20 protein-coding genes and 1 pseudogene are annotated in these 20365 nt (G+C 61.0%); 17 read left to right on the forward strand and 4 right to left on the reverse strand.

The features are described from left to right. Positions 1-90: 90 nt before the first annotated feature. From ACS4RR_RS08360 to ACS4RR_RS08370, 3 genes are all read right to left on the reverse strand, one after another. A complete protein-coding gene (locus ACS4RR_RS08360; protein ID WP_260111061.1) occupies positions 91-294 on the reverse strand; it encodes a twin-arginine translocase TatA/TatE family subunit in 204 nt (67 codons plus the stop codon). Positions 295-681: 387 nt separating this feature from the next. Next, the gene (locus ACS4RR_RS08365; protein ID WP_456189943.1) at positions 682-2607 is read right to left on the reverse strand and encodes a hybrid sensor histidine kinase/response regulator; all 1926 of its coding nucleotides are present in this window, start codon (positions 2605-2607) and stop codon (positions 682-684) included. Positions 2608-2625: 18 nt separating this feature from the next. Further along, positions 2626-3357, reverse strand: a complete 732-nt coding sequence (locus tag ACS4RR_RS08370; protein WP_026154301.1) for a Crp/Fnr family transcriptional regulator — start codon at positions 3355-3357, stop codon at positions 2626-2628. Positions 3358-3595: 238 nt separating this feature from the next. Between ACS4RR_RS08370 and ccoN the strand changes: the two genes are divergently transcribed. From ccoN to ACS4RR_RS08455, 17 genes and pseudogenes are all read left to right on the forward strand, one after another. Continuing rightward, positions 3596-5218, forward strand: a complete 1623-nt coding sequence (gene ccoN, locus ACS4RR_RS08375) for a cytochrome-c oxidase, cbb3-type subunit I (RefSeq protein WP_017965709.1) — start codon at positions 3596-3598, stop codon at positions 5216-5218. 9 nt (positions 5219-5227) lie between these two features. Further along, entirely contained in the window at positions 5228-5962 is a 735-nt protein-coding gene (ccoO, locus tag ACS4RR_RS08380) for a cytochrome-c oxidase, cbb3-type subunit II (RefSeq protein ID WP_017965708.1), read from the forward strand. Positions 5963-5971: 9 nt separating this feature from the next. Continuing rightward, on the forward strand, positions 5972-6124 hold the full coding sequence (locus tag ACS4RR_RS08385; protein WP_017965707.1) for a CcoQ/FixQ family Cbb3-type cytochrome c oxidase assembly chaperone: 153 nt from the start codon (positions 5972-5974) through the stop codon (positions 6122-6124). A 1-nt stretch (position 6125) separates the two neighbouring features. After that, positions 6126-6989, forward strand: a complete 864-nt coding sequence (ccoP, locus tag ACS4RR_RS08390) for a cytochrome-c oxidase, cbb3-type subunit III (RefSeq protein ID WP_456189944.1) — start codon at positions 6126-6128, stop codon at positions 6987-6989. Between the two features lie 11 nt (positions 6990-7000). Beyond that, positions 7001-7186 (forward strand): hypothetical protein, encoded by a 186-nt coding sequence (locus ACS4RR_RS08395; RefSeq protein WP_456189945.1) that lies wholly within the window; start codon positions 7001-7003, stop codon positions 7184-7186. Positions 7187-7449: 263 nt separating this feature from the next. Beyond that, positions 7450-9021, forward strand: coding sequence for a cytochrome c oxidase accessory protein CcoG (gene ccoG, locus ACS4RR_RS08400; RefSeq protein WP_456189946.1), 1572 nt, complete (start codon positions 7450-7452; stop codon positions 9019-9021). Beyond that, a complete protein-coding gene (locus ACS4RR_RS08405; protein WP_260109234.1) occupies positions 9018-9503 on the forward strand; it encodes a FixH family protein in 486 nt (161 codons plus the stop codon). The genes ccoG and ACS4RR_RS08405 overlap by 4 nt, the downstream gene beginning before the upstream one ends. Further along, positions 9500-11788, forward strand: a complete 2289-nt coding sequence (locus ACS4RR_RS08410) for a cation-translocating P-type ATPase (RefSeq protein WP_260109233.1) — start codon at positions 9500-9502, stop codon at positions 11786-11788. The genes ACS4RR_RS08405 and ACS4RR_RS08410 overlap by 4 nt, the downstream gene beginning before the upstream one ends. Next, a complete protein-coding gene (gene ccoS, locus ACS4RR_RS08415) occupies positions 11785-11943 on the forward strand; it encodes a cbb3-type cytochrome oxidase assembly protein CcoS (protein WP_017965701.1) in 159 nt (52 codons plus the stop codon). Before ACS4RR_RS08410 ends, ccoS begins: the two co-directional genes overlap by 4 nt. Positions 11944-11964: 21 nt before the next feature. Then, positions 11965-12630 (forward strand): Crp/Fnr family transcriptional regulator, encoded by a 666-nt coding sequence (locus ACS4RR_RS08420; protein WP_026154300.1) that lies wholly within the window; start codon positions 11965-11967, stop codon positions 12628-12630. 210 nt (positions 12631-12840) lie between these two features. After that, positions 12841-13569, forward strand: a complete 729-nt coding sequence (locus ACS4RR_RS08425; RefSeq protein ID WP_085991563.1) for a response regulator — start codon at positions 12841-12843, stop codon at positions 13567-13569. A gap of 67 nt (positions 13570-13636) precedes the next feature. Then, a pseudogene (ccmI, locus tag ACS4RR_RS08430) lies at positions 13637-14353 on the forward strand (c-type cytochrome biogenesis protein CcmI); the annotation flags it as partial. Positions 14354-14557: 204 nt separating this feature from the next. Continuing rightward, positions 14558-15061 (forward strand): cytochrome c maturation protein CcmE, encoded by a 504-nt coding sequence (ccmE, locus tag ACS4RR_RS08435; RefSeq protein ID WP_260111060.1) that lies wholly within the window; start codon positions 14558-14560, stop codon positions 15059-15061. After that, on the forward strand, positions 15058-17046 hold the full coding sequence (locus ACS4RR_RS08440; protein WP_260109231.1) for a heme lyase CcmF/NrfE family subunit: 1989 nt from the start codon (positions 15058-15060) through the stop codon (positions 17044-17046). The genes ccmE and ACS4RR_RS08440 overlap by 4 nt, the downstream gene beginning before the upstream one ends. Positions 17047-17350: 304 nt before the next feature. After that, positions 17351-18337, forward strand: coding sequence for an IS110 family RNA-guided transposase (locus ACS4RR_RS08445; protein WP_260109230.1), 987 nt, complete (start codon positions 17351-17353; stop codon positions 18335-18337). Between the two features lie 60 nt (positions 18338-18397). Further along, positions 18398-18871, forward strand: coding sequence for a cytochrome c-type biogenesis protein (locus tag ACS4RR_RS08450; protein WP_260296827.1), 474 nt, complete (start codon positions 18398-18400; stop codon positions 18869-18871). Between the two features lie 74 nt (positions 18872-18945). After that, positions 18946-19626, forward strand: coding sequence for a CBS domain-containing protein (locus tag ACS4RR_RS08455; protein WP_260109228.1), 681 nt, complete (start codon positions 18946-18948; stop codon positions 19624-19626). A 431-nt stretch (positions 19627-20057) separates the two neighbouring features. On the opposite strand, the gene ACS4RR_RS08460 is transcribed toward ACS4RR_RS08455, so the two are convergent. Next, positions 20058-20327, reverse strand: a complete 270-nt coding sequence (locus tag ACS4RR_RS08460) for a thioredoxin domain-containing protein (protein WP_456189947.1) — start codon at positions 20325-20327, stop codon at positions 20058-20060. Between the last annotated feature and the right edge of the window lie 38 nt (positions 20328-20365).

Genomic DNA, 20365 nt, shown 5'->3' on the forward strand with positions numbered 1-20365 from the left:
GCGACTTTGGAACAGCTTACGGGCGTCTCCGAGACAAGGACGAGGGCAGGGCCATTGCGAGCGTTCCACATTGCGATGTCCCGGTGCCAGCTATTCATTATCCCGCGCTTGCTCCGAAGAACACCCAGGTTGCGTCGCGTCGTTACCAACGCGGACATGATCGTCCTGGATCCCCCTCTTAAATGCCTTTATGCCGTGTGCAACGTCGGCCATCAGTTCAGGTATCTTGCCACGACCAAACAAGATAAGCACGATGACCAAATCTAGAAAGATGGGCGCAGCCTTCGCACGCAATTGAGACGAGCGGCAGCGGTTTCGAGAAGAAAGCTTCTTGGCGACCATCCCTAGAAGGCTTCTATGGCCGACCTAAGCCGTTTCCCGCTGCGTCTTGCATCAGGAGGCGCGAGGTACCTGCAAGATATTTGTTTGGGGCACACCAAGCGGATCGAGGCGCAACCAAGCTGTTGCGCTGACTGGCGGCCACAATCGGGATCCCCTTGAGCGAGTCGTTTCGATGTGGCGACGCGTGTGCAGGCATCGCCCGCCGAGAACACTTCTGACTGCTTCGCGACCTTGTCGGCCGCGCGGGGGAACGTGGGTTCTCTGCCGCGTCAGGACGGACTGTGACAGCAAGGCGCCGTGGTACTAGGATCGTCCTTCAAATGCTTCCCGTCCCAGACGTCAATGCCGATCGAAAAGCTCCCGGATCATGGACGCCAGTTCCCTCGCAGTGTATGGCTTGCGAAGCCATCGAGCGCCGGAGATGACATCGGTCGTCGCGAGGGCCGGCTCCGAGTACCCGGAGGTGAAGAGGACGGCGACGTCGGGCCGAAGGAGGCGAGCCTCCCTCGCCACCTCGTCTCCGGTCATTCCGCCCGGCATGACGATGTCTGTGAACAGGAGCGCGATTTCCTGGTGGTCGCGCAAGATTCCCAATGCTTCACGGCCGTTCTCCGCTTCAAGCACCACGTATCCCATGTCGGCGAGCCGCGCGACGGCTACCCGGCGAACGCGTGGATCATCCTCCACCACAAGAATGCTTTCGCTTCCTCGCGGAAGCGGATTGGCTTGTTTGCCGTCTTCTGAATCTGGCTTCTGCAGTTTGGATCCTGTCAGGGCCGGAAGGTAGATCCGTATGGTGGTGCCTCGACCTACCTCGCTGTATATCTGAAAATGGCCCCCGGACTGCTTGACGAAGCCGTAGACCATGCTGAGACCCAGTCCCGTTCCCGATCCGACCTCTTTCGTGGTGAAGAATGGCTCAATGGCGTGCTTCTTCACTTCGTCCGTCATTCCGACGCCCGTGTCGGTGACGGAAATGAGCACGAAATTGCCGCTGCGGACCTCTGGGTACATCTTCGCATAATCTGAATCCAGGTGGACGCGCGAGATTTCGGTGGTCAGACTGACCCCCTTGGGCATGGCGTCGCGAGCGTTGAGAGCGATGTTGAGAATAGCGTTCTGAAGCTGCGAGCTGTCGACCACCACGTTCAGATCGGATCCCGCGATCGTCGTGGAGAGCTTGATGTCTTCTCCGAGGGTTCTCCTAAGCAGATCAGAAAAACCTGTCACGAGCTGACCGAGATCAGCATGCTTGGGATTGAGAGGCTGACGCCGGCCGAAGGCAAGCAACTGGCCCGTAAGTTTCGCGCCGTCGGCCGCCGCGTCCTGCGCCTCCCTGAGGATGTCTCGAAGCTTGCCGGGGGGTAGCTTGTCCTCGATCATCTCGAGATTCCCGCTGATCACGGTCAGAAGGTTGTTGAAGTCGTGGGCCAGGCCGCCCGTCAACTGCCCCACGGCTTCCATCTTCTGAGCCTGGCGGAGATCTTCCTCGATCTTGAAGCGGCTTGTCAGATCACGGACGAAACCGGTGAAGATCCGTTCACCGTTTGCCGTCGCTTCCCCGACGTGTAACTCCATCGGAAATTGGGTGCCGTCGGCCCGCTGGCCGGTGACGACTCGGCCGTAGCCGATGATCCGCTTTTCACCCGTCTCGATGTAGTGGCCGATGTAGCCGTCGTGGGCGTCACGATAGGGATTCGGCATCAGGTTTCTAACATTGCGCCCACAGATCTGATCGGAGGCCATCCCGAACAGCTTTTCTGCCGCCTTGCTGAATGAAAGCACCATTCCTTTATGGTCGATGACCACCATCGCATCCGGAACGGTGTCGAGAATGGAACTTAGATGGGCCTCGCGGGACTTGACCGCGTCCTGAGCCTGTTTCAGGGCGCTGACGTCGCTGTTGGTCTGAATGATGGCCAGGTCGCCGTCGGGAAGGTTCACAAGCACGCAGCGGGAGGCGGCGTGGATCTCATGCCCGCTTTTGTGACGATGGATGATTTCGCCCTGCCAGAACCCGCGTTGCTTGATCTGGTTTCTTATTTCGTCCACCGGCTCCGGAAACCTGGTGGCGAGCAGTTCGTAGACGTTCTCGCCGACCGCCTCGTCCCTGGTCCAGCCATACATGTTCTCGCAGCCGATCGACCAATGGCTGATGGTGCCCTCGAACCGATGGATCAGGATATCGGCGCCGTCCAGCACGTGAACCATTACGTCAAGCTCCTGATAGGAGGCTGTTCGTGGCGATACGAGACGGTGAGGCATGGTTTGTCCGGCGTGCAATTAGTGGAGACTGACGCTATGGCAGGTTTTCTCCGAGAAATCATCTGGGTTGCCTGAGAGTTCCTGCAAACGGCGCAAGTTTACGATTCTCAGGTCATGACGCCCTTCCGGAACAACGATGTTCCGGGAAGCGAGCTTTGTGATCGTGCGGGATACCGTTTCGATCGTCAGTCCGAGGTAGTCCGCAATATCCTGGCGGTTCATGGGGATCCGCAGCAGGCCCTTGTTGACCCCGGCGTTGTGACGGAACACCAGCCTGGCGATGAAGCTGCAAAGCCGCTCTTCGGCATTCTTCTTGGACAGAAGCACCATCTGGTCATGAGCGGCGACGGTCTCGTTGCAGAGCAGAGAGATGTATTCGGGACGCAGCAGGTCGCATCGCCCAACCTCGTCAAGAAACCTCTTGCGTGCGACACGCCGAATCTTGCAGTCGGTGACTGCCTCGGCTGTGAAGAGGAAGTCGTTCTGAAGAAAGGCGCCGACAACGTCGCCCCCGAAGTGAAAAGCCGTGATCACGCGGCGTCCTTCGCCGATGATGCGCTGGAGCCGGACGACGCCTTCGACGACCTGGAAGAGGTGTTTCGCTGCGTCGCCCTCCCAGCAGATGGCCTTTCCGGCCGAAACCGATTCCAGTGGCGACATATTGAATACGGAACCGAGGGAGGGACCGCCGCGCGCATTGCTCGTGGTGGCTTCGATCTGTTGGAAGCCTTGGCGATTCTGCATCAGCATCTTGGTGTCCCCGCGTTTTCGATGGATGCAATAGAAGGCACGCACGTCACACGACAATGATTGGCGGGTTTCAAATGGTGAGACTGTGTAACCGTTTGTAACAGCCGCGGGATGCGGCCCCCAAAGTCGTCCTTCGTTGATTTAGATCAAGGAGCAGAGGCCGCCCCCATGCCAGTCCTGCCTCAAAGTACGAGAAAACCGGCCGCGTTGCGGTCGTCTGGGCACTGGGGACGACGTGATGAATTATACAACGGAAACGGCAGTGGTCGCGGTCGCTGCTTTCCTAGCGCTGCTAGGAGCCGCATTCGCGCACGATCATCTATTTTCGGTCCACATGGGCATATTATGCTTCTGCTTGTCCGTTGGCACCCTGCTGCTGGTGAGGAACGTCGATTTTTCGCCCGCTGGAAGACAGCAGAAGGTCGACACGTCAGGCTATTTTGACGAGGTGATCCGGTACGGACTGATCGCTACGGTCTTCTGGGGCGTAATCGGCTTTCTCGTCGGCGTAGTCGTCGCCGCGCAGTTGGCCTTCCCGGACCTCAATCTAGCGCCTTATCTCAATTTCGGCCGTCTTCGACCTGTGCACACCTCCGCCGTCATCTTCGCCTTCGGCGGCAACGCGCTCATCATGACCTCATTCTACGTCGTTCAGCGTACGTGCCATGCGCGCCTTTTCGGCGGCAGCTTGGCGTGGTTCGTTTTCTGGGGCTATCAGCTCTTCATCGTCATGGCCGCGACAGGCTACGTCCTGGGGATCAACCAGGCGCGCGAATATGCGGAACCGGAATGGTACGTGGACATCTGGCTGACCATCGTCTGGGTGGCATACCTGGCCGTCTATTTGGGGACGATCCTAAAGCGCAGGGAACCGCACATCTATGTGGCGAACTGGTTCTACCTTGGCTTCATCGTGACGATCGCGATGCTGCATGTGGTGAACAACCTTGCCGTTCCGGTGTCCTTCCTCGGCTCGAAGAGCTACTCGGTCTTCTCCGGCGTTCAGGACGCGCTGACACAGTGGTGGTACGGCCACAATGCGGTCGGCTTCTTCCTTACCGCGGGCTTCCTGGGCATGATGTACTACTTCGTGCCCAAGCAAGCGAACCGCCCGGTCTATTCCTACCGGCTGTCGATCATCCATTTCTGGGCGTTGATCTTCATGTACATATGGGCGGGTCCGCATCATCTGCACTATACGGCGCTTCCAGACTGGGCGCAGACGCTCGGCATGGTCTTCTCGGTCATGCTCTGGATGCCTTCCTGGGGCGGCATGATCAACGGCCTCATGACCCTTTCCGGGGCCTGGGACAAGGTTCGGACCGACCCTATCATCCGCATGATGATCGTCGCCATCGCCTTTTATGGCATGTCGACTTTCGAGGGCCCGATGATGTCGATAAAGACCGTCAACTCGCTGAGCCACTATACAGAATGGACGATCGGCCACGTACATTCGGGAGCCCTCGGCTGGGTCGGCATGATCACCTTTGGTGCAATCTACTACCTGACGCCCAAGCTCTGGGGACGTGAACGTCTCTACAGTCTGCGGATGGTCAACTGGCACTTCTGGCTCGCTACACTCGGCATCGTCATCTACGCCGCCGTGCTCTGGGTGGCCGGGATCCAGCAGGGCCTTATGTGGCGCGAGTACAATTCGCAGGGCTTCCTCGTCTACTCGTTCGCCGAGACCGTGGCCGCGATGTTCCCATACTACGTGCTCCGCGTCGTCGGAGGCGGCCTGTATCTGGCCGGCGGCCTGGTGATGGCATGGAACGTCTTCATGACGGTCCGCGGCCATCTCCGCGACGAGGCAGCCATTCCGACCGCATACGTGCCCCAGGCACAGCCTGCCGAGTGAGGTGAGAAAATGGCATCGATACTTGATAAACATAAGATCCTCGAGAAGAACGCAACGCTTCTTCTCGTCGGCTCGCTGCTCGTCGTCAGCATCGGCGGCATCGTCGAAATCGCACCGCTGTTCTACCTGCAGAATACGATTGAAAAGGTGGAGGGGATGCGTCCCTATACGCCACTCGAGCTGGCCGGCCGAAACATTTACATTCGCGAAGGCTGCTATCTCTGCCACAGCCAGATGATAAGGCCGTTCCGCGACGAGGTGGAACGTTACGGTCATTACTCTCTGGCTGCGGAATCGATGTACGACCACCCATTCCAATGGGGTTCGAAGCGAACCGGGCCGGACCTTGCGCGCGTCGGCGGCCGCTATTCGAACGAGTGGCACGTCCAGCATCTTTCCGATCCGCGGGCCGTGGTGCCTGAATCCATCATGCCGAAGTATGAGTTCCTCAAGTCGAAGGAGCTTTCGGTCACGGATATTGGCATGGACCTCAAGGCCAACGAGGACGTCGGCGTTCCCTATACCGACGACATGATGGCCAATGCCGAAGCCGACATGAAGATGCAGGCCGATCCGAACGCCGACACCACGGCGCTGCTAGAGCGCTATCCGAAGGCCAAGACCGGCGACTTCGACGGCGATCCGCAGACGCTCACGGAGATGGACGCACTCGTCTCCTACCTGCAGATGCTTGGGACGTTGGTCGACTTTTCGACCTACGACGACGCAACCGGCTATCGATGAGGCGATGCAATGGAAACGTACACAGCGATGCGGCACTTCGCCGACAGTTGGGGCCTGCTGGCAATGGCCGCGTTCTTCGTAGGCGCCGTCGTCTACACCCTTCGCCCCGGCAGCAAGCAGACGGCGGCGGAAGCAGCCGATATTCCCCTGAAGGATGACTGAGATGTCGGACAAGCATATCGATGAAATCAGCGGCGTCGAGACTACCGGTCATGAATGGGATGGTATCCGCGAGCTCAACAATCCGATGCCGAGATGGTGGGTCTGGACGTTCTATGTCTGCATTCTATGGGCGATCGGGTACGCGATCGCCTATCCAGCCATCCCGATGTTCACTTCCGCCACGAAGGGCTATCTCGGCTACTCAACTCGCGCCGAACTGCAGCAGGAGCTTGATCTCGCCAAGGCATCCCAGACGAAGCTCCATGATCTGATCGCTGCCAAAACGGTGCAGGAGATCGACGCGGATCCTGCTCTTCGTGAATTTGCGAGCGCCGGCGGCGCGTCCGCGTTCAAGGTGAACTGCGCGCCCTGTCACGGCTCGGGGGCGAGCGGCGGTCCGGGCTTTCCGAACCTCAACGACGACGAGTGGCTGTGGGGCGGAGATCTGGATGCCATCCAGACCACGATCGCCCATGGGATCCGCTTCGACTCGGATGCCGAAACCCACGCTTCCGAGATGCCGGCCTTTGGCGACGTTCTGGAGCCTGTCCAGATGCGGCAGGTCGCCGCCTATGTGTGGGGGCTGAGCAATACGCCCTCGGACCCCGCTCTCGCAGAGGCGGGAAAACAGATCTTCCTCGACAACTGCGCCGCATGTCACGGCGAGAATGCCAAAGGAAAGGCGGAAATGGGTGCGCCGGACCTCGCCGACGCAATCTGGCTGAAGGCGCGCGGCGAAGATGCGATCGTTCGACAGGTCGCCTCTCCCAAACATGGCGTAATGCCTGCCTGGGCAGCGCGCCTGGGTGAGACAACGGTCAAGGAGCTTACCATTTTTGTCCATTCGCTTGGCGGTGGAACCTGAAGGAGATCAACATGACCACACACGACCACGACCCCTTGCTCGCCCTTTATGGAATCCCCCGCGCGGTCGTACACTCGCGAGTTTCCGTGCACGCAAAGCCCGTCACACCCGATCCCGAAAAGGGGGATGCGGAAAAGATGGGGAATTCGATGATCAGTTTGATCGGGCTCAAAGAACAGAAGCCGACAAGCAGGTAGGAACCTCTCGAGGACGTCCAGGCGGTCTCTCCCCCGCAGTTCCTCCAGGCCACGCCTTCTCTTCCGAGGCGTGGCCATTCCTAAGCTCCATCTCTCAAAGGAGCCGATTGCGGCGGGCTGCTACCAGCCGGCATCTAGTCTTTTTGGGCCGCGTTTCCCTGTCCGGAGTGCGGCCCACTTTTTTGAGCAGTTGTCGTCCTTGACCTGGATCAAGGACGGGTCCTCCCAAAGCTGAGAAGACAGGGAAAATCGGACAGAGCGCAATGAACCTCTACACAGCACCAGATCCCACGCCGGTCGAACGGATCAACGTTGAACCCGTAAACAACCGCCATAAAAATGAACCCCTCTACGCTCCGCGAAAGAAGGTGTTTCCGAAGCGTGCCGAGGGCCGTTTCCGGCGGTTCAAGTGGATCGTGATGCTGATCACGCTGGGGATCTATTATTTGGCTCCCTGGATTCGCTGGGACCGGGGGCCTTACGCACCGGATCAGGCTATCCTGATCGATCTGGCCTCACGCAGATTTTTTTTCTTCTTCATCGAGATCTGGCCTCAGGAATTCTACTACGTCGCAGGCCTGCTGGTCATGGCGGGTTTCGGTCTCTTCCTGGTCACGTCCGCCGTCGGGCGGGCCTGGTGTGGATATGCATGTCCGCAGACGGTGTGGGTCGATCTTTTCCTTGTCGTCGAGCGCGCGATCGAGGGGGACCGAAACGCCCGCATGAAGCTCGACGCCGGGCCGTGGAATTTCGACAAGGCGAAGAAACGTGTCGCCAAGCACGCGATATGGCTGATCATCGGCCTCGCGACCGGGGGGGCGTGGATCTTCTATTTCGCCGATGCGCCCACGCTCCTCGTCTCCTTTTTCACCGGAAAGGCGCCGGTTGTCGCCTACGCGACCGTCGCCACACTTACCGCCACCACCTACGTGCTTGGCGGGCTCATGCGCGAACAGGTCTGTACCTACATGTGCCCCTGGCCGCGAATCCAGGGGGCCATGCTCGACGAAAATTCCTTGGTCGTCACCTACAACGATTGGCGCGGCGAGGCTCGCTCACGTCACCCGAAGAAGGCATTGGCTGCCGGACAGCCCGTCGGCGATTGCGTCGACTGCAATGCGTGTGTGGCCGTCTGCCCCATGGGCATCGACATCCGCGACGGTCAGCAGATGGAATGCATCACCTGCGCTTTGTGTATCGACGCCTGCGATGGGGTCATGGACAAGCTCGGGAAGCCTCGTGGGCTGATAGCCTACGCGACGCTCAGCGAATACGCCGCCAACATGGCCATCGCGACGGACGGCGGAAGGACCTCGGTGCAGCCCGCGAAGGTCCGCAATGCTGATGGCTCGTTTATCGAAACGATCAAACATTTCGATTGGCGGATCATATTCCGCCCACGCGTGCTGTTTTACGCGTCTGTCTGGCTTTTGATCGGCGTCGCGATGGTCGTCCACCTCGCAATGCGTGAGGGACTTGAACTGAACGTGGTCCACGATCGCAATCCGCAGTACGTCATGGAGAGCGACGGCTCGATCCGCAACGGCTACACGCTGCGAATACTCAACATGGTGCCGGCTCCACGCAAGGTCGAGCTGAGCCTTCTAGGCCTCGACGAGGGCGCTACCATGCGCATTCCCGAGCTCGGCAAAGAAGACGCCCGAGCTTTCACCATCGAAGCGGCGCCGGATGTTGCGACCACCGTGAAAGTGTTTGTGACGAGCAAACCGTCGGCTGCCGCGGTCGCCGAGTTCCTCTTTGCCATCGAGGACGCCGCCCACGCCGACAGAGCAACATATCGAGCCGCGTTCAACTCACCAGGAGATACCAGATGACGACTGCCAGTCAAGGATTCACAGGGAGGCACATGCTGATCGCCACGTGCTCGTTCTTCGCGGTGGTGATCGGCGTCAACGTGATCATGGCCTGGTTCGCCTCGTCGAGCTGGAGCGGTCTGGTCGTCGAAAACACCTATGTCGCCAGCCAGGAGTTCAACCGCAAGGTGGCAGATATGAAGGCGATGGCGGCGTCCGGAATCATCGGAAGCCTGTCGCTCGACGGCGGCCGAATCCATTACGACATCCGTAACCGTGACGGATCTCCTGTCATCGTCGACGACGTGACCGCAAACTTCAAACGCCCCGTCGGCGATCACGAAGATTTCCACATTTCGTTCACGAAAGTCGCAGACGGACAGTTTGAGTCCCGGCACCGTGTCGGCTCGGGCGACTGGATCGTGGAGGTCATCTCGCGCAGGGAAGGCAAAGTCGTCATGCACGAGGCCTCCCGTCTCGATACCGCGGGATTCGGCGAATGACATGCTGCACGATGGATGCCGAAGGGGTTCTCGCGATAAGCACGACGTTCATCAGCGCCGAGGAAATCGCGCTAGTGAGCCATTCCTTAGGCGAAGGACTCCGGCAGCTCGACCTGAGCGTTCCGGACGTCCACTGCGGGAGCTGCATATCGACCTTGGAAAAGGCCGTTTCAGCGCTCCCATACGTCCGGAAAGCCAGAGTGAACCTCACGTCGCGGCGCGTCACCTGCGTGTACGCTGAAGAAACCGTTGAAGGGGCCACCGATCCGACGGGTATCATCGCTGCGGTCAATGCCGCCGGATACCGTGCGCATCTGTTCACGCCAGTGGCGCCCGAGACCGACAAGACAAGGAACCAGCTTCTCCTGGCAGTCGGAGTATCCGGCTTTGCAGCCACCAATATCATGCTTCTGTCCGTCTCCGTCTGGTCCGGCGCCGACGCCGCGACGAGGGACATGTTCCACTGGATCTCGGCGCTGATTGCCGCGCCAGCGCTAGTTTACGCGGGGCGGTTCTTCTTTCGGTCGGCGTGGCACGCGTTGAAGCACGGCCGCACGAACATGGACGTGCCGATATCGTTGGCCGTGACCCTTTCCTACGCGGTTTCGCTCTGGGAGACCGCGCATCATGGCGAACACGCCTGGTTCGACGCGACCGTCTCCTTGTTGTTCTTCCTTCTTATCGGCAGGACGCTCGACCATGTGATGCGCGAAAAAGCCCGTGCTGCCATCAACGGCCTGGCGCGACTTGCGCCGCGCGGTGCGCTGCTCCTGTCGTCCAACGGATCGCGCCGTTATGTTCCGCTTGACGAGATCGTCGTGGGAGACGAGATCGCGGTCGCGGCCGGCGAACGAATTCCGGTGGATGGAACCGTCGCGGTCGGCGAAAGCGACCTCGATCTTGCGATCGTTACCGGTGAAAGCGCCCCTGTCTCCGTAGGCGTCGGCGTCGGGGTCAGCTCCGGCGCCATGAACCTGACGGGCGCTCTCGTGGTCCGCGCTACCAAGCTCGCGAAGGACTCCCTGTTGGCCGAAATCATCAGCCTCATGGAGGCTGCGGAGGGCGGAAGGGCGCGCTACCGGCGTATCGCCGATCGCGCCGCCGCGCTGTATTCCCCGGTCGTCCATCTTCTCGCACTTGCCTCGTTTCTTGCCTGGGGCCTGATCGACGGCGATTGGAAGCATGCGATGCTGGTCGCGGTGGCCGTGCTTATTATTACGTGCCCATGCGCGCTGGGTCTTGCGGTTCCAGTCGTTCAAGTCGTGGCGGCTGGCGAGCTTTTCCGCAGGGGTATCATGGTGAAGGACGGCTCGGCGCTCGAAAGGCTTGCAGAGATCGACACGGTCGCCTTCGACAAGACGGGAACGCTGACCATCGGGCGTCCAAGGCTGGTCAGGCTCGAGGCCGCGCATGAGGCCGATCTGGGGAAAGCGGTGGGACTAGCCGTCCACTCGAGGCACCCACTGTCCCAGACGTTGGCCCAGAGCGCCGGCCACGTCGCGGCTCCGTTTGATCGCGTCAGCGAAATTCCCGGTGGCGGGCTCGAAGGCATGCGTGGCGAGGAGACCTATAGGCTGGGGAGCGCGGCGTTCGCGTGCGGCGTAGATCCGGCTCCGTCGACGGCCGACAGCCCGCTCTCCGAAGCCGTCCTTTCCAGGAACGGAGAAGCGCTTGCGCGCTTTTTCTTCGAGGACGCGCTCCGAGCTGGCGCGCAGGACGTTATCAAAGAACTCGAATCCGGCGGATTTGGAACATTGATCGTTTCAGGAGATCGTCAGAGCGTAGTAGACAGTGCGGCGCGTGCGCTCGGCGTCGGTCGGGCGATGGGAGCGCTTACTCCGAAACAGAAAGTCGACGAGTGCCAGAAGATCGGCGACGCCGGCCATCGCGTCCTCATGGTGGGAGATGGCATCAACGACGCGCCGGCGCTGGCTGCCGCCCATGTCTCCATGGCGCCTGCCACGGCTTCTGACATCAGCCGGCAGTCCGCCGATCTGGTATTCTTCAACGAACGGCTGGACGCCGTCCCCCAGGCGATCGCAGTGGCGAAGCGATCGGCTGCCCTCATACGTCAGAACTTTGCGCTGGCGATCGGCTACAACGTGCTGGCCGTCCCGATCGCGATGGCGGGACTTGCCACGCCCCTGATCGCAGCAGTGGCGATGTCCACTTCATCGATCATCGTCGTTACGAACGCTCTCAGGCTCAACGCAGGCTCCAAGCGATCTCCTGTCATAGATGCTTCGCGGCCAGCCGCGAGGGGCGGGGAGGTCAAAGTAGCATGAACATGCTGATCTTTCTTATTCCGATAGCGCTCCTCATGGGCGGCGCCGGACTTGCGGCATTTCTTTGGTCTCTTCGGAGCGGTCAGTATGACGATCTTCAGGGAGCCGCCTGGCGGGTGCTCGCTGACGATGAATACGATCCGCCTAAGTCGTAGGCCGTTAAAGGGGGGGCGACGATGTCCTTAGATGATGAGATAGTACTGCGGTCAGAGCTCTTCGAAGGACTCGATGAGAAAGTATGCCGAAGCATGCTGGAGTTGGTGGGTCTGCGGGCAGTCGCGGTCAACGAACGAATAGTGGCCGAAGGACAGCGAGCGTCCCACGTGTTTTGCGTTCTGTCTGGCGTGGTCCGGTTGACCAAGGCCGAGGCTGGCGGGCGCGAGGCCGACGTCTGCATCTGTGAGCCCGGAGACTGCTTTGGCGAATATCTGGTTCCCATGGGGGACGCCTACGCGCATGGGGCTTGGGCCGCGGCCCCCGTGGAGCTTGCGCAGTTCGATCTGCCCGGCCTTCGTGCACTTGCCGCCGAACACGGCGGCATCCAGCGCAACGTCATGCGGATCATGGCCAGGCATCTGCTGGGCTCGTTGGACTGCATCGCGGGAGACCGCCTGCACACCGCTGCCCAGCGCGTTGCCAACTACTTCGTGAGCCGGTGTCCCAACTCCGCATCTCAGGCGACGTTCCGACTGCCTTATCAGAAAAGAGTTCTTGCCGGAAAGCTTGGGCTCGCTCCCGAGGCGCTGTCGCGCGCCTTTGCAGCTCTTTCCGGTGCGGGAGTGGACGTGAGGGGCCGGACGGTCTGTATCGGCAGCGTGGCCCAGCTAAGGGAAGCTTGTTAGAAGTCTTCTTCAGCGCCCCCCGAGAGCGCTAACCACGATGCGCGACGGACGAGACCTGCGGGGCTGTGACGACTTGCTGCTCGGAAGGGAGCGCTCGCAGTCGGTCGGTTACGATCTGGACTGTTATCATGACCAGAACAACAGTAGCGCTGTCCCCGATCCTGCGGTATCTGGTTTTGAAACAGAATTGCAGCGGGACGAATGAGGGACATGGAACCGGATCGCATTCTGGTCGTCGACGACGACGCCCGGATCAGACAGATGCTTGTCCGCTACTTCGAGGACAACGGATACAGGGTGAACGCCGTCGGCAATGGCGCCGCCATGCGCGCCGAATTGTCCAAGGCGTCCTACTCGGCCATATTTCTCGATCTCGTGCTCCCAAATGGAGAGAACGGCCTCGAACTGCTGAAGGAGTTGCGCAACACGTCCGACGTTCCGGTGCTGATGCTCACTGGGCAGGACGACGTGACCGACAAGGTTGTGGGCCTGGAATTTGGTGCTGACGACTATATTGCAAAGCCATTTCATCTGCGGGAACTGCTCGCAAGGCTAAGGACTGTACTAAGGAGGCGGATACAGACCCCTCCGACGGACCGAGCCGCGAACGCAGAGGAGGAAGTCCTCCAGTTCGACGGCTGGAAGCTCCAGGTTGGTCGAAGGAAGCTAACTTCTCCGCAGGGAGAGGACGTCTCCTTGACGACCGGAGAATTCGAAATGCTTCTGGTCTTCGCGCAAAATCCTGGCCGCGTGCTGTCGCGTGACAAGCTAATGGACCTAACGAGAAGCCGCAGCCTGGAGGCCTTCGACCGGGCGATAGATGCGCAGATCGTCCGCCTTCGGAAAAAAGTCGAAGTTGACCCAAAGGAACCGACGATGATCCAGACGGTTCGCGGCGTCGGATACGTCTTCACACCACGCCCATCAAATGTGAGATAGTTGATCAGGGTCAATGTTCCACGTAGCGATCGTGCATACGGTCGGCCGTGCAATGGCTTCTGGACCAATGATCATCTGGATACTTTTTGCGGTCGTCTCGGCCGCAACAACCGCAGTCCTAGTGCATCCGCTGTCGTCGGTTCGCGCCCGTCATTCGAACGTCGGCGTGGACGCCCACGTGTACCGGGACCAGCTCCTCGAACTCGAAAGGGAGCTGGCGAGGCAACAGATTGGTGCAAACGAGTACGAACTTGCCAAGGCGGAAACAGCGCGACGGCTCTTCAAGTCCATGGATCTGCCACGGACGCCTAGCGGTCCCCAACGCTCCCACAGGCGCGTCAGACTGGCCGTCGCTGCGATGCTCCCACTAATTAGCATCGGAGTCTACGCCTCTCTCGGTTCTCCTGAGCTTGAGTCGCGACCTTTGCAGGCCAGACTTGATGACCCTGGCGAGGATCTTGCGATCCTTGTCAAGAAGACCCACGACCATCTCGTCAGCAGTCCACAGGACGGTCGGGGGTGGGATCTACTTGCCCCCGTTCTCCTCAAGATGGGTCGAGCGGACGACGCGGTCGAGGCATATCGATCCGCGCTTCGTATCCTTGGCGCGAGCGTACCGCGTCTGGGCGGGCTCTCGGAAGCGTTGATGGCTCGTTCAAACGGGCTTGTGGGAGAAGATGTCCTGCTCGCGCTCAATAACTTGCTGCAGATCGATCCTGCGAATGTGCGCGCCCGTTTCTACATCGCCCTCAGCATGGAGCAGGCGGGACGGCCCGATGAGGCGCGGCAGGCCTTCGAGGCGCTGGCAAAACAATCGCCGGCCGATGCGCCGTGGCTGCCGCTGGTCAACCAGCATATCGCCATGAACGGCGGCGCGCCGGCAGGCCCTGACGTCAATCCGGGCGCCGGTGCGGCTGCTCCCGGCAATCCCACGCAGCAGGATGTGACGGCGGCCGACGCCGGCGACCGGCAGCAGATGATCCGCGGCATGGTCGAAAGCCTCGATGCCAAGCTCAGCGAGGATCCTGCAGGTGGCATGGGCTTCATCCTCGCCGCCGTGCTGCTTGTCATGTTCGCCTTCAGCCAGTCGGTTGCCTATTTCTACATGCCGGCCGATCTCGCCAAGACGCCGGTGGCGCCGGAAACCCGCATCCGCCTCGGCGGCCTGGTCGGTGAGGGCAGTGTCGTGCGCGGCACCGGCTCGACGGTGGAATTTGCCGTCACCGACGGCAGCGCCAATGCCGTCAAGGTCCAATATACCGGCATCCTCCCCGATCTCTTCCGCGAGGGCCAGGGCGTCGTCACCGAAGGCATGTTCACTGCCGGCACGAACATCTTCGTCGCCGACACCGTGCTTGCCAAGCATGACGAGACCTATATGCCGAAGGAGGTGGCCGACAAGCTGAAAGCCCAGGGGCTGTGGAAGGAAGGCCAAGGCCAGGAAGGTCAGGGCCAGGAAGTGAAGGAACAGCAAGTGAAGGCGACGCCATGATCATCGAGATCGGCCATTACGCGCTGGTGCTGGCGCTGGCCACGGCGCTCATCCTTTCCATCGTGCCGGTGATCGGAGCCCGTCGTCACGACCGGGCGATGATGGATGTGGCGACGGTCGGCTCGCTGGCGATGTTTGCGCTTGTGGCCTTCTCCTTCGCCGTGCTGACCTATGCCCATGTCGTCTCGGATTTCTCGGTCGAAAACGTCTGGGAGAATTCGCATTCGCTGGTGCCGCTGATCTACAAATACTCCGGCGTCTGGGGCAATCACGAGGGATCGATGATGCTCTGGCTGTTGATCCTGACGCTGTTCAGCGCGCTGGTCGCCGTCTTCGGCCGCAATCTGCCGGAGACGCTGAAAGCCAATGTATTGGCCGTGCAGGCCTGGATTTCGGTCGCCTTCACGCTGTTCATCCTGCTGACCTCCAATCCCTTCCTGCGGCTCGATCCGGCGCCGGCCGAGGGCCGCGATCTCAACCCGGTGCTTCAGGATGTTGGTCTGGCGATCCATCCGCCGCTGCTCTATCTCGGCTATGTCGGCTTCTCCGTCTGCTTCTCCTTTGCCGTTGCTGCGCTCATGGAAGGGCGCATCGACGCTGCCTGGGCACGCTGGGTGCGGCCCTGGACGCTGGCGGCCTGGACCTTCCTGACGCTCGGCATCGCCATGGGCTCCTACTGGGCCTATTACGAGCTCGGCTGGGGCGGCTGGTGGTTCTGGGACCCGGTGGAAAACGCCTCCTTCATGCCGTGGCTCGCCGGCACTGCGCTGCTGCATTCGGCGCTTGTCATGGAAAAGCGCGAGGCGCTGAAGATCTGGACGGTGCTGCTCGCCATCCTCACCTTCTCGCTGTCGCTGATGGGCACCTTCCTGGTGCGCTCCGGCGTGCTGACCTCGGTGCATGCCTTTGCCAGCGACCCATCCCGCGGCGTCTTCATTCTGTGCATCCTGCTGATCTTCATCGGCGGGGCGCTGTCGCTGTTTGCCTTCCGCGCGCCGAAGCTTTCGGCCGGCGGGCTGTTTGCGCCGATCTCGCGCGAGGGCGCGCTCGTCGTCAACAATCTGATCCTGACGGTCGCCTGCGGCACGGTGCTCACAGGCACGCTCTATCCGCTGCTGCTGGAAACGCTGACCGGCGACAAGATCTCCGTCGGACCACCCTTCTTCAACCTGACCTTCGGCCTGCTGATGGCACCGCTGATCGTCATCGTACCCTTCGGGCCGATGCTGGCCTGGAAGCGCGGCGATCTGCTGGGTGCCCTGCAGCGGCTCTATGTCGTCGCAGGTCTCGCCTTCCTTGCCGCGCTGATCTTCTTCTATATCGAACATGGCGGGCCGGTGCTTGCCGTCCTCGGCCTGGCCGCCGGGCTGTTCCTCATCCTCGGCGCGGTCGCCGATCTCTGGTATCGCGCCGGCATCGGCAAGGTGGCGGGCAGCCTTGCCTGGCGGCGGCTTTCCGGCCTGCCGCGTTCCGCCTTCGGCACGGCGCTAGCCCATGCCGGGCTCGGCGTCACCGTGCTCGGCATCGTCGCGGTGACGACGTTTGAGAGCGAGCATGTCATTGAGATGAAGCCCGGCGAGGTGACCGAGGCCGGCGGTTACAGCCTGCATTTCGACGGCATGCAGCCGGGGACCGGGCCGAACTATACCGAGGAGCGCGGCCACTTCACCATCCGCCGCGCCGGTGTCGCGGTTGCCGATACCTGGTCGGCCAAGCGGCTCTATACCGCCCGGCAGATGCCGACGACGGAGGCTGGTATTCTGACCTTCGGCCTCAGCCAGCTCTACGTCTCTTTGGGTGACGCCACCAAGGACGGCGGCATCGTCGTGCGCATCTGGTGGAAGCCGTTCATTCTCTGCATCTGGGGCGGCGCGGTGATCATGGCCTTCGGCGGCCTGGTCTCGCTCAGCGACCGGCGCCTGCGTGTCGGCGCCCCGCGCCGCAAGGCGAAGCCGGCAGCTCCTGCCATGGAGCCGGCGGAATGACGCGCTCACGGCTTTCTTCCCCTTCTCCCCATCGGGGAGAAGATGCCCGAAGGGCAGATGAGGGGGCCGAGCGGCGGAGCTGCGAGGAGCTTGAGCGCAAGCGAAAGGTCGCCTGTGCTGCGAAGGGTGGCCCCCTTGCATGTTCAAACTGCATCCGTTGATGATGGGTGCGACCCCTGGGGGATGGCCATCCCCCAGGGGTCGGACGGGCGGGACCGTAACCCCCTTGGCGTGAACCGGGGATGAGCCTGGTCCGCTCGTCCTTCGCGTTTGTCCTGAACAGATAGTGGGGAGCAGGTCCCGTATGCAAGGCAAGGTATCGTCCGAACGCGCCGCGATGGCGACAGTTTATGTCGGCATCGATGTCTGTAAAGAGTGGCTGGACATTCATCTGCATCCTCTCGGCCGCAGTTTTCGGGTGACCAACGACACGGCCGGCCTGCGCCGCCTCAAGCGGGAGCTCGATGCGCTTGACCAGATGCCGCGCTCGGCGCTGCGTATCGTCATGGAAGCGACCGGCAAGTGGCATCGCGCCGTCCAGCGCTCGCTGCATGCCGATGGCTTTTACGTGTCGGTCGTCGATCCGCTGCGCGCCCGACTGTTTGCCAAAGCCTGCGGCTTTCTCGCCAAGACCGATCGGCTCGATGCGCGGTTTCTGGCCATCATGGGAGAAGCCCTCAAGCCCGCACAGACCCCACCGCCGGACCAAGCGCTGGAAACCCTGCAGGAACTGGTCAATGCCCGATCTGCCGCCAATGGTGAACGCACCGCCCTGTCCAACCGGATGAAGACGGCCGTGACCGCTTTCCTGCGCAAGGAACTGACGCGCCGGCTTGCCGCGCTCGACACCCATATCGCAAGACTGGACGCCGAGATCGAGCGCAGCATCTGCGCCGATCCCGAGATGCGCCGCCGCCTCGACATCCTCATCTCCATTCCTGGCATCGGAGCCGTCACCGCCGCAAGCCTGATCGCTGGCCTTTGCGAACTTGGCGCCTGCTCCGGCAAGCAGGCCGCCATGCTGACCGGCCTTGCGCCGATTGCCTGCGAAAGTGGCGAGCGGGCCGAACATCGCTCCATCAGGGGCGGACGCCCAGCACCCAGGAACGCCATCTACATGGCCGCCCTGTCCGCCTCTCGTCACAACCCGGACCTCGCACGCTTCGCCGCAAGGCTGAAGAAAGTCGGAAAACCCAATAAGGTCGTCCTCGTCGCCGTCATGAGAAAGCTCATCGTCCTGGCAAACACCCTCATCACCAAAAACCGCATCTGGACACCAAATCCACCTTGACACCAAACACAGATGCTCATCCGCCCTGTCGGGCACCTTCTCCCCGAGGGGCGAAGGGGAATGCGGCTTCTCTCCCGGCTCCTCATCGTCCTTTTCGTCCTCTTCACGCCCGTCTCCGCCTTCGCCGTCAATCCCGACGAGGTGCTGGCCGATCCAGCTTTGGAAGCCCGCGCTCGCGCTCTCTCGGCCGAGCTGCGCTGCATGGTCTGCCAGAACCAGTCGATCGACGATTCCAACGCCGATCTGGCCAAGGACCTGCGGCTGCTGGTGCGCGAGCGCATCAGCGATGGCGACAGCGACGAGGCGGTGCTGAACTACATCGTCTCGCGCTACGGTGAATTCGTGCTTTTGAAACCGCGTCTCAGCCTGAAGACGGGGCTGCTCTGGGGCGCACCGCTGCTGCTGATCCTTGCCGGCGGACGGTCACTGCTGGTCTTTGCCCGCAAGAGGGCCGGCAAACCGACCGGCAGCAAGCTGACGGCCGATGAACAAGCGAAGCTGAGCGAGATGCTTCACAGAAATCGCACTATTTGACGGAGATCAATGGCGGCTCGACGCGGTCGTCCTATCGTCGTCGCAGCAACAATTCCTATAAACGAGGCAGGACAATGCAGGCGAAGGACATAATGACCACGAAGGTGGTGTCGATCGGTCCAGCAGTCAGTATACGCCACGCTGTCGCTGTCATGATGCACAACAACGTCAGCGGCCTTCCTGTCATTGACGACGAAGGCCGCGTCTGCGGAATGCTTACGGAGGGCGACCTGCTGCTGCGAAGAGAGATCCGCTTCGCTCCCCGCGCCGCCCGCGCACCCGAAATCATATCCGAGATCGATCTTGAGCGATATATTTCCAGCAATGGCTGGTGTGTCGCCGATGTCATGTCTCAAGATGTGATCGTGGCGAGCCCCGACAGCGAGGTATCGGATATCGCCGAAAGCCTCCAGGCGCACCGGATCAAGCGGCTGCCTATCGTCGAGGACGGGCGCCTTGTCGGGATTGTCAGCCGCAGGGACATCCTCGGCCTGATCATCGATGCCCAAACGGCACCGTTGCCAAAAGAAGATGAATCGATCAGGCTGGCTGTCCGGACGCGACTGAGGTCGGACTTGGGGATAACGCCTCAGAAGATCCAGGTGACCGTCAAGGACGGCCAGGTGACACTCGACGGCAACGTCGAGTCGGAGCTGAAGCAAAAGGCTGTTCGCACCCTGGTCGAAAGCCTGGGTGTCGGCGCCTATCGTGACCGGCTCCAGATCGCTCGGCTGACCGGGACCGAGGTGGGTTGAGACAGCGCCTCTATGCTGTTTAAAGCGCCGACCAATATCCGCACATCCGCGGAGACCAATTTCTGGATGTCGGAGCATATGCGGCGATAAAGCATCTTATGCTCGCCCGCTGGTGTTCAAGCCGAATCTCGCAAAGATTTAGTGAAATCGCCGCTTGCCTCAACCAGACAATCTCGCAGATTCTGGACACCCGAAATTCTCAAGCTTGCGGCACTGCCGCCCGCGCCTGGCGGCGCGGCTTCGGCTGGCGCTCGTTGGTGAGAGTGAATTTGACGCGAGGAGGCTCGCTCGGTGTTGCGCCCCAAAACCGAGCGAGCCTCTGTCAAGTTTCCCCCCTTGACACGGGAAAATCCCGACCCGCCAAATCGACATACTCAATAGGCGAGGCCGTTTCCTTGATGGAGGTCAAACACGGCTGGCAGAGGCAGCGTTCATTCGGCGGCAATGATCTCTTCCAAAATGGGCAGAAAATCAATCGTGAGGCTTTTCTCGTCGATCGGTCGGACATGTTTCAAGAGGATCTGTCCCGTGCGATCGATAATAAATGTTTCGGGGACGCCGTAGGCTCCCCAGTCGATCGAGCTTCTTCCCGTGGTGTCGATTCCGATTGCCGCGAACGGATTGCCGTTTTCCACAACGATTGGAACGGGGGAATCTCGTGACTGGTCCGATGCGCTCGCCAGTCGGTGTTCAGCTTTCACCCAACTTGATCAGGATCAAATACGCCGCAACCACCGCA

The organism is Rhizobium zaerense, from assembly GCF_051810725.1.
In the GTDB taxonomy this organism is placed as follows: Bacteria; Pseudomonadota; Alphaproteobacteria; order Rhizobiales; family Rhizobiaceae; genus Rhizobium; species Rhizobium leguminosarum_I.

Bases quoted from the DNA above. Each gene is read 5' to 3' on its own strand.
- ACS4RR_RS08365 (WP_456189943.1), bottom strand. From the start codon at position 2,607: ATGCCTCACCGTCTCGTATCGCCACGAACAGCCTCCTATCAGGAGCTT.
- ACS4RR_RS08370 (WP_026154301.1), bottom strand. From the start codon at position 3,357: ATGCTGATGCAGAATCGCCAAGGCTTCCAACAGATCGAAGCCACCACG.
- ccoN (WP_017965709.1), top strand. From the start codon at position 3,596: ATGAATTATACAACGGAAACGGCAGTGGTCGCGGTCGCTGCTTTCCTA.
- ccoO (WP_017965708.1), top strand. From the start codon at position 5,228: ATGGCATCGATACTTGATAAACATAAGATCCTCGAGAAGAACGCAACG.
- ACS4RR_RS08385 (WP_017965707.1), top strand. From the start codon at position 5,972: ATGGAAACGTACACAGCGATGCGGCACTTCGCCGACAGTTGGGGCCTG.
- ccoP (WP_456189944.1), top strand. From the start codon at position 6,126: ATGTCGGACAAGCATATCGATGAAATCAGCGGCGTCGAGACTACCGGT.
- ACS4RR_RS08395 (WP_456189945.1), top strand. From the start codon at position 7,001: ATGACCACACACGACCACGACCCCTTGCTCGCCCTTTATGGAATCCCC.
- ccoG (WP_456189946.1), top strand. From the start codon at position 7,450: ATGAACCTCTACACAGCACCAGATCCCACGCCGGTCGAACGGATCAAC.
- ACS4RR_RS08405 (WP_260109234.1), top strand. From the start codon at position 9,018: ATGACGACTGCCAGTCAAGGATTCACAGGGAGGCACATGCTGATCGCC.
- ACS4RR_RS08410 (WP_260109233.1), top strand. From the start codon at position 9,500: ATGACATGCTGCACGATGGATGCCGAAGGGGTTCTCGCGATAAGCACG.
- ccoS (WP_017965701.1), top strand. From the start codon at position 11,785: ATGAACATGCTGATCTTTCTTATTCCGATAGCGCTCCTCATGGGCGGC.
- ACS4RR_RS08420 (WP_026154300.1), top strand. From the start codon at position 11,965: ATGTCCTTAGATGATGAGATAGTACTGCGGTCAGAGCTCTTCGAAGGA.
- ACS4RR_RS08425 (WP_085991563.1), top strand. From the start codon at position 12,841: ATGGAACCGGATCGCATTCTGGTCGTCGACGACGACGCCCGGATCAGA.
- ccmE (WP_260111060.1), top strand. From the start codon at position 14,558: ATGGTCGAAAGCCTCGATGCCAAGCTCAGCGAGGATCCTGCAGGTGGC.
- ACS4RR_RS08440 (WP_260109231.1), top strand. From the start codon at position 15,058: ATGATCATCGAGATCGGCCATTACGCGCTGGTGCTGGCGCTGGCCACG.
- ACS4RR_RS08445 (WP_260109230.1), top strand. From the start codon at position 17,351: ATGCAAGGCAAGGTATCGTCCGAACGCGCCGCGATGGCGACAGTTTAT.
- ACS4RR_RS08450 (WP_260296827.1), top strand. From the start codon at position 18,398: ATGCGGCTTCTCTCCCGGCTCCTCATCGTCCTTTTCGTCCTCTTCACG.
- ACS4RR_RS08455 (WP_260109228.1), top strand. From the start codon at position 18,946: ATGCAGGCGAAGGACATAATGACCACGAAGGTGGTGTCGATCGGTCCA.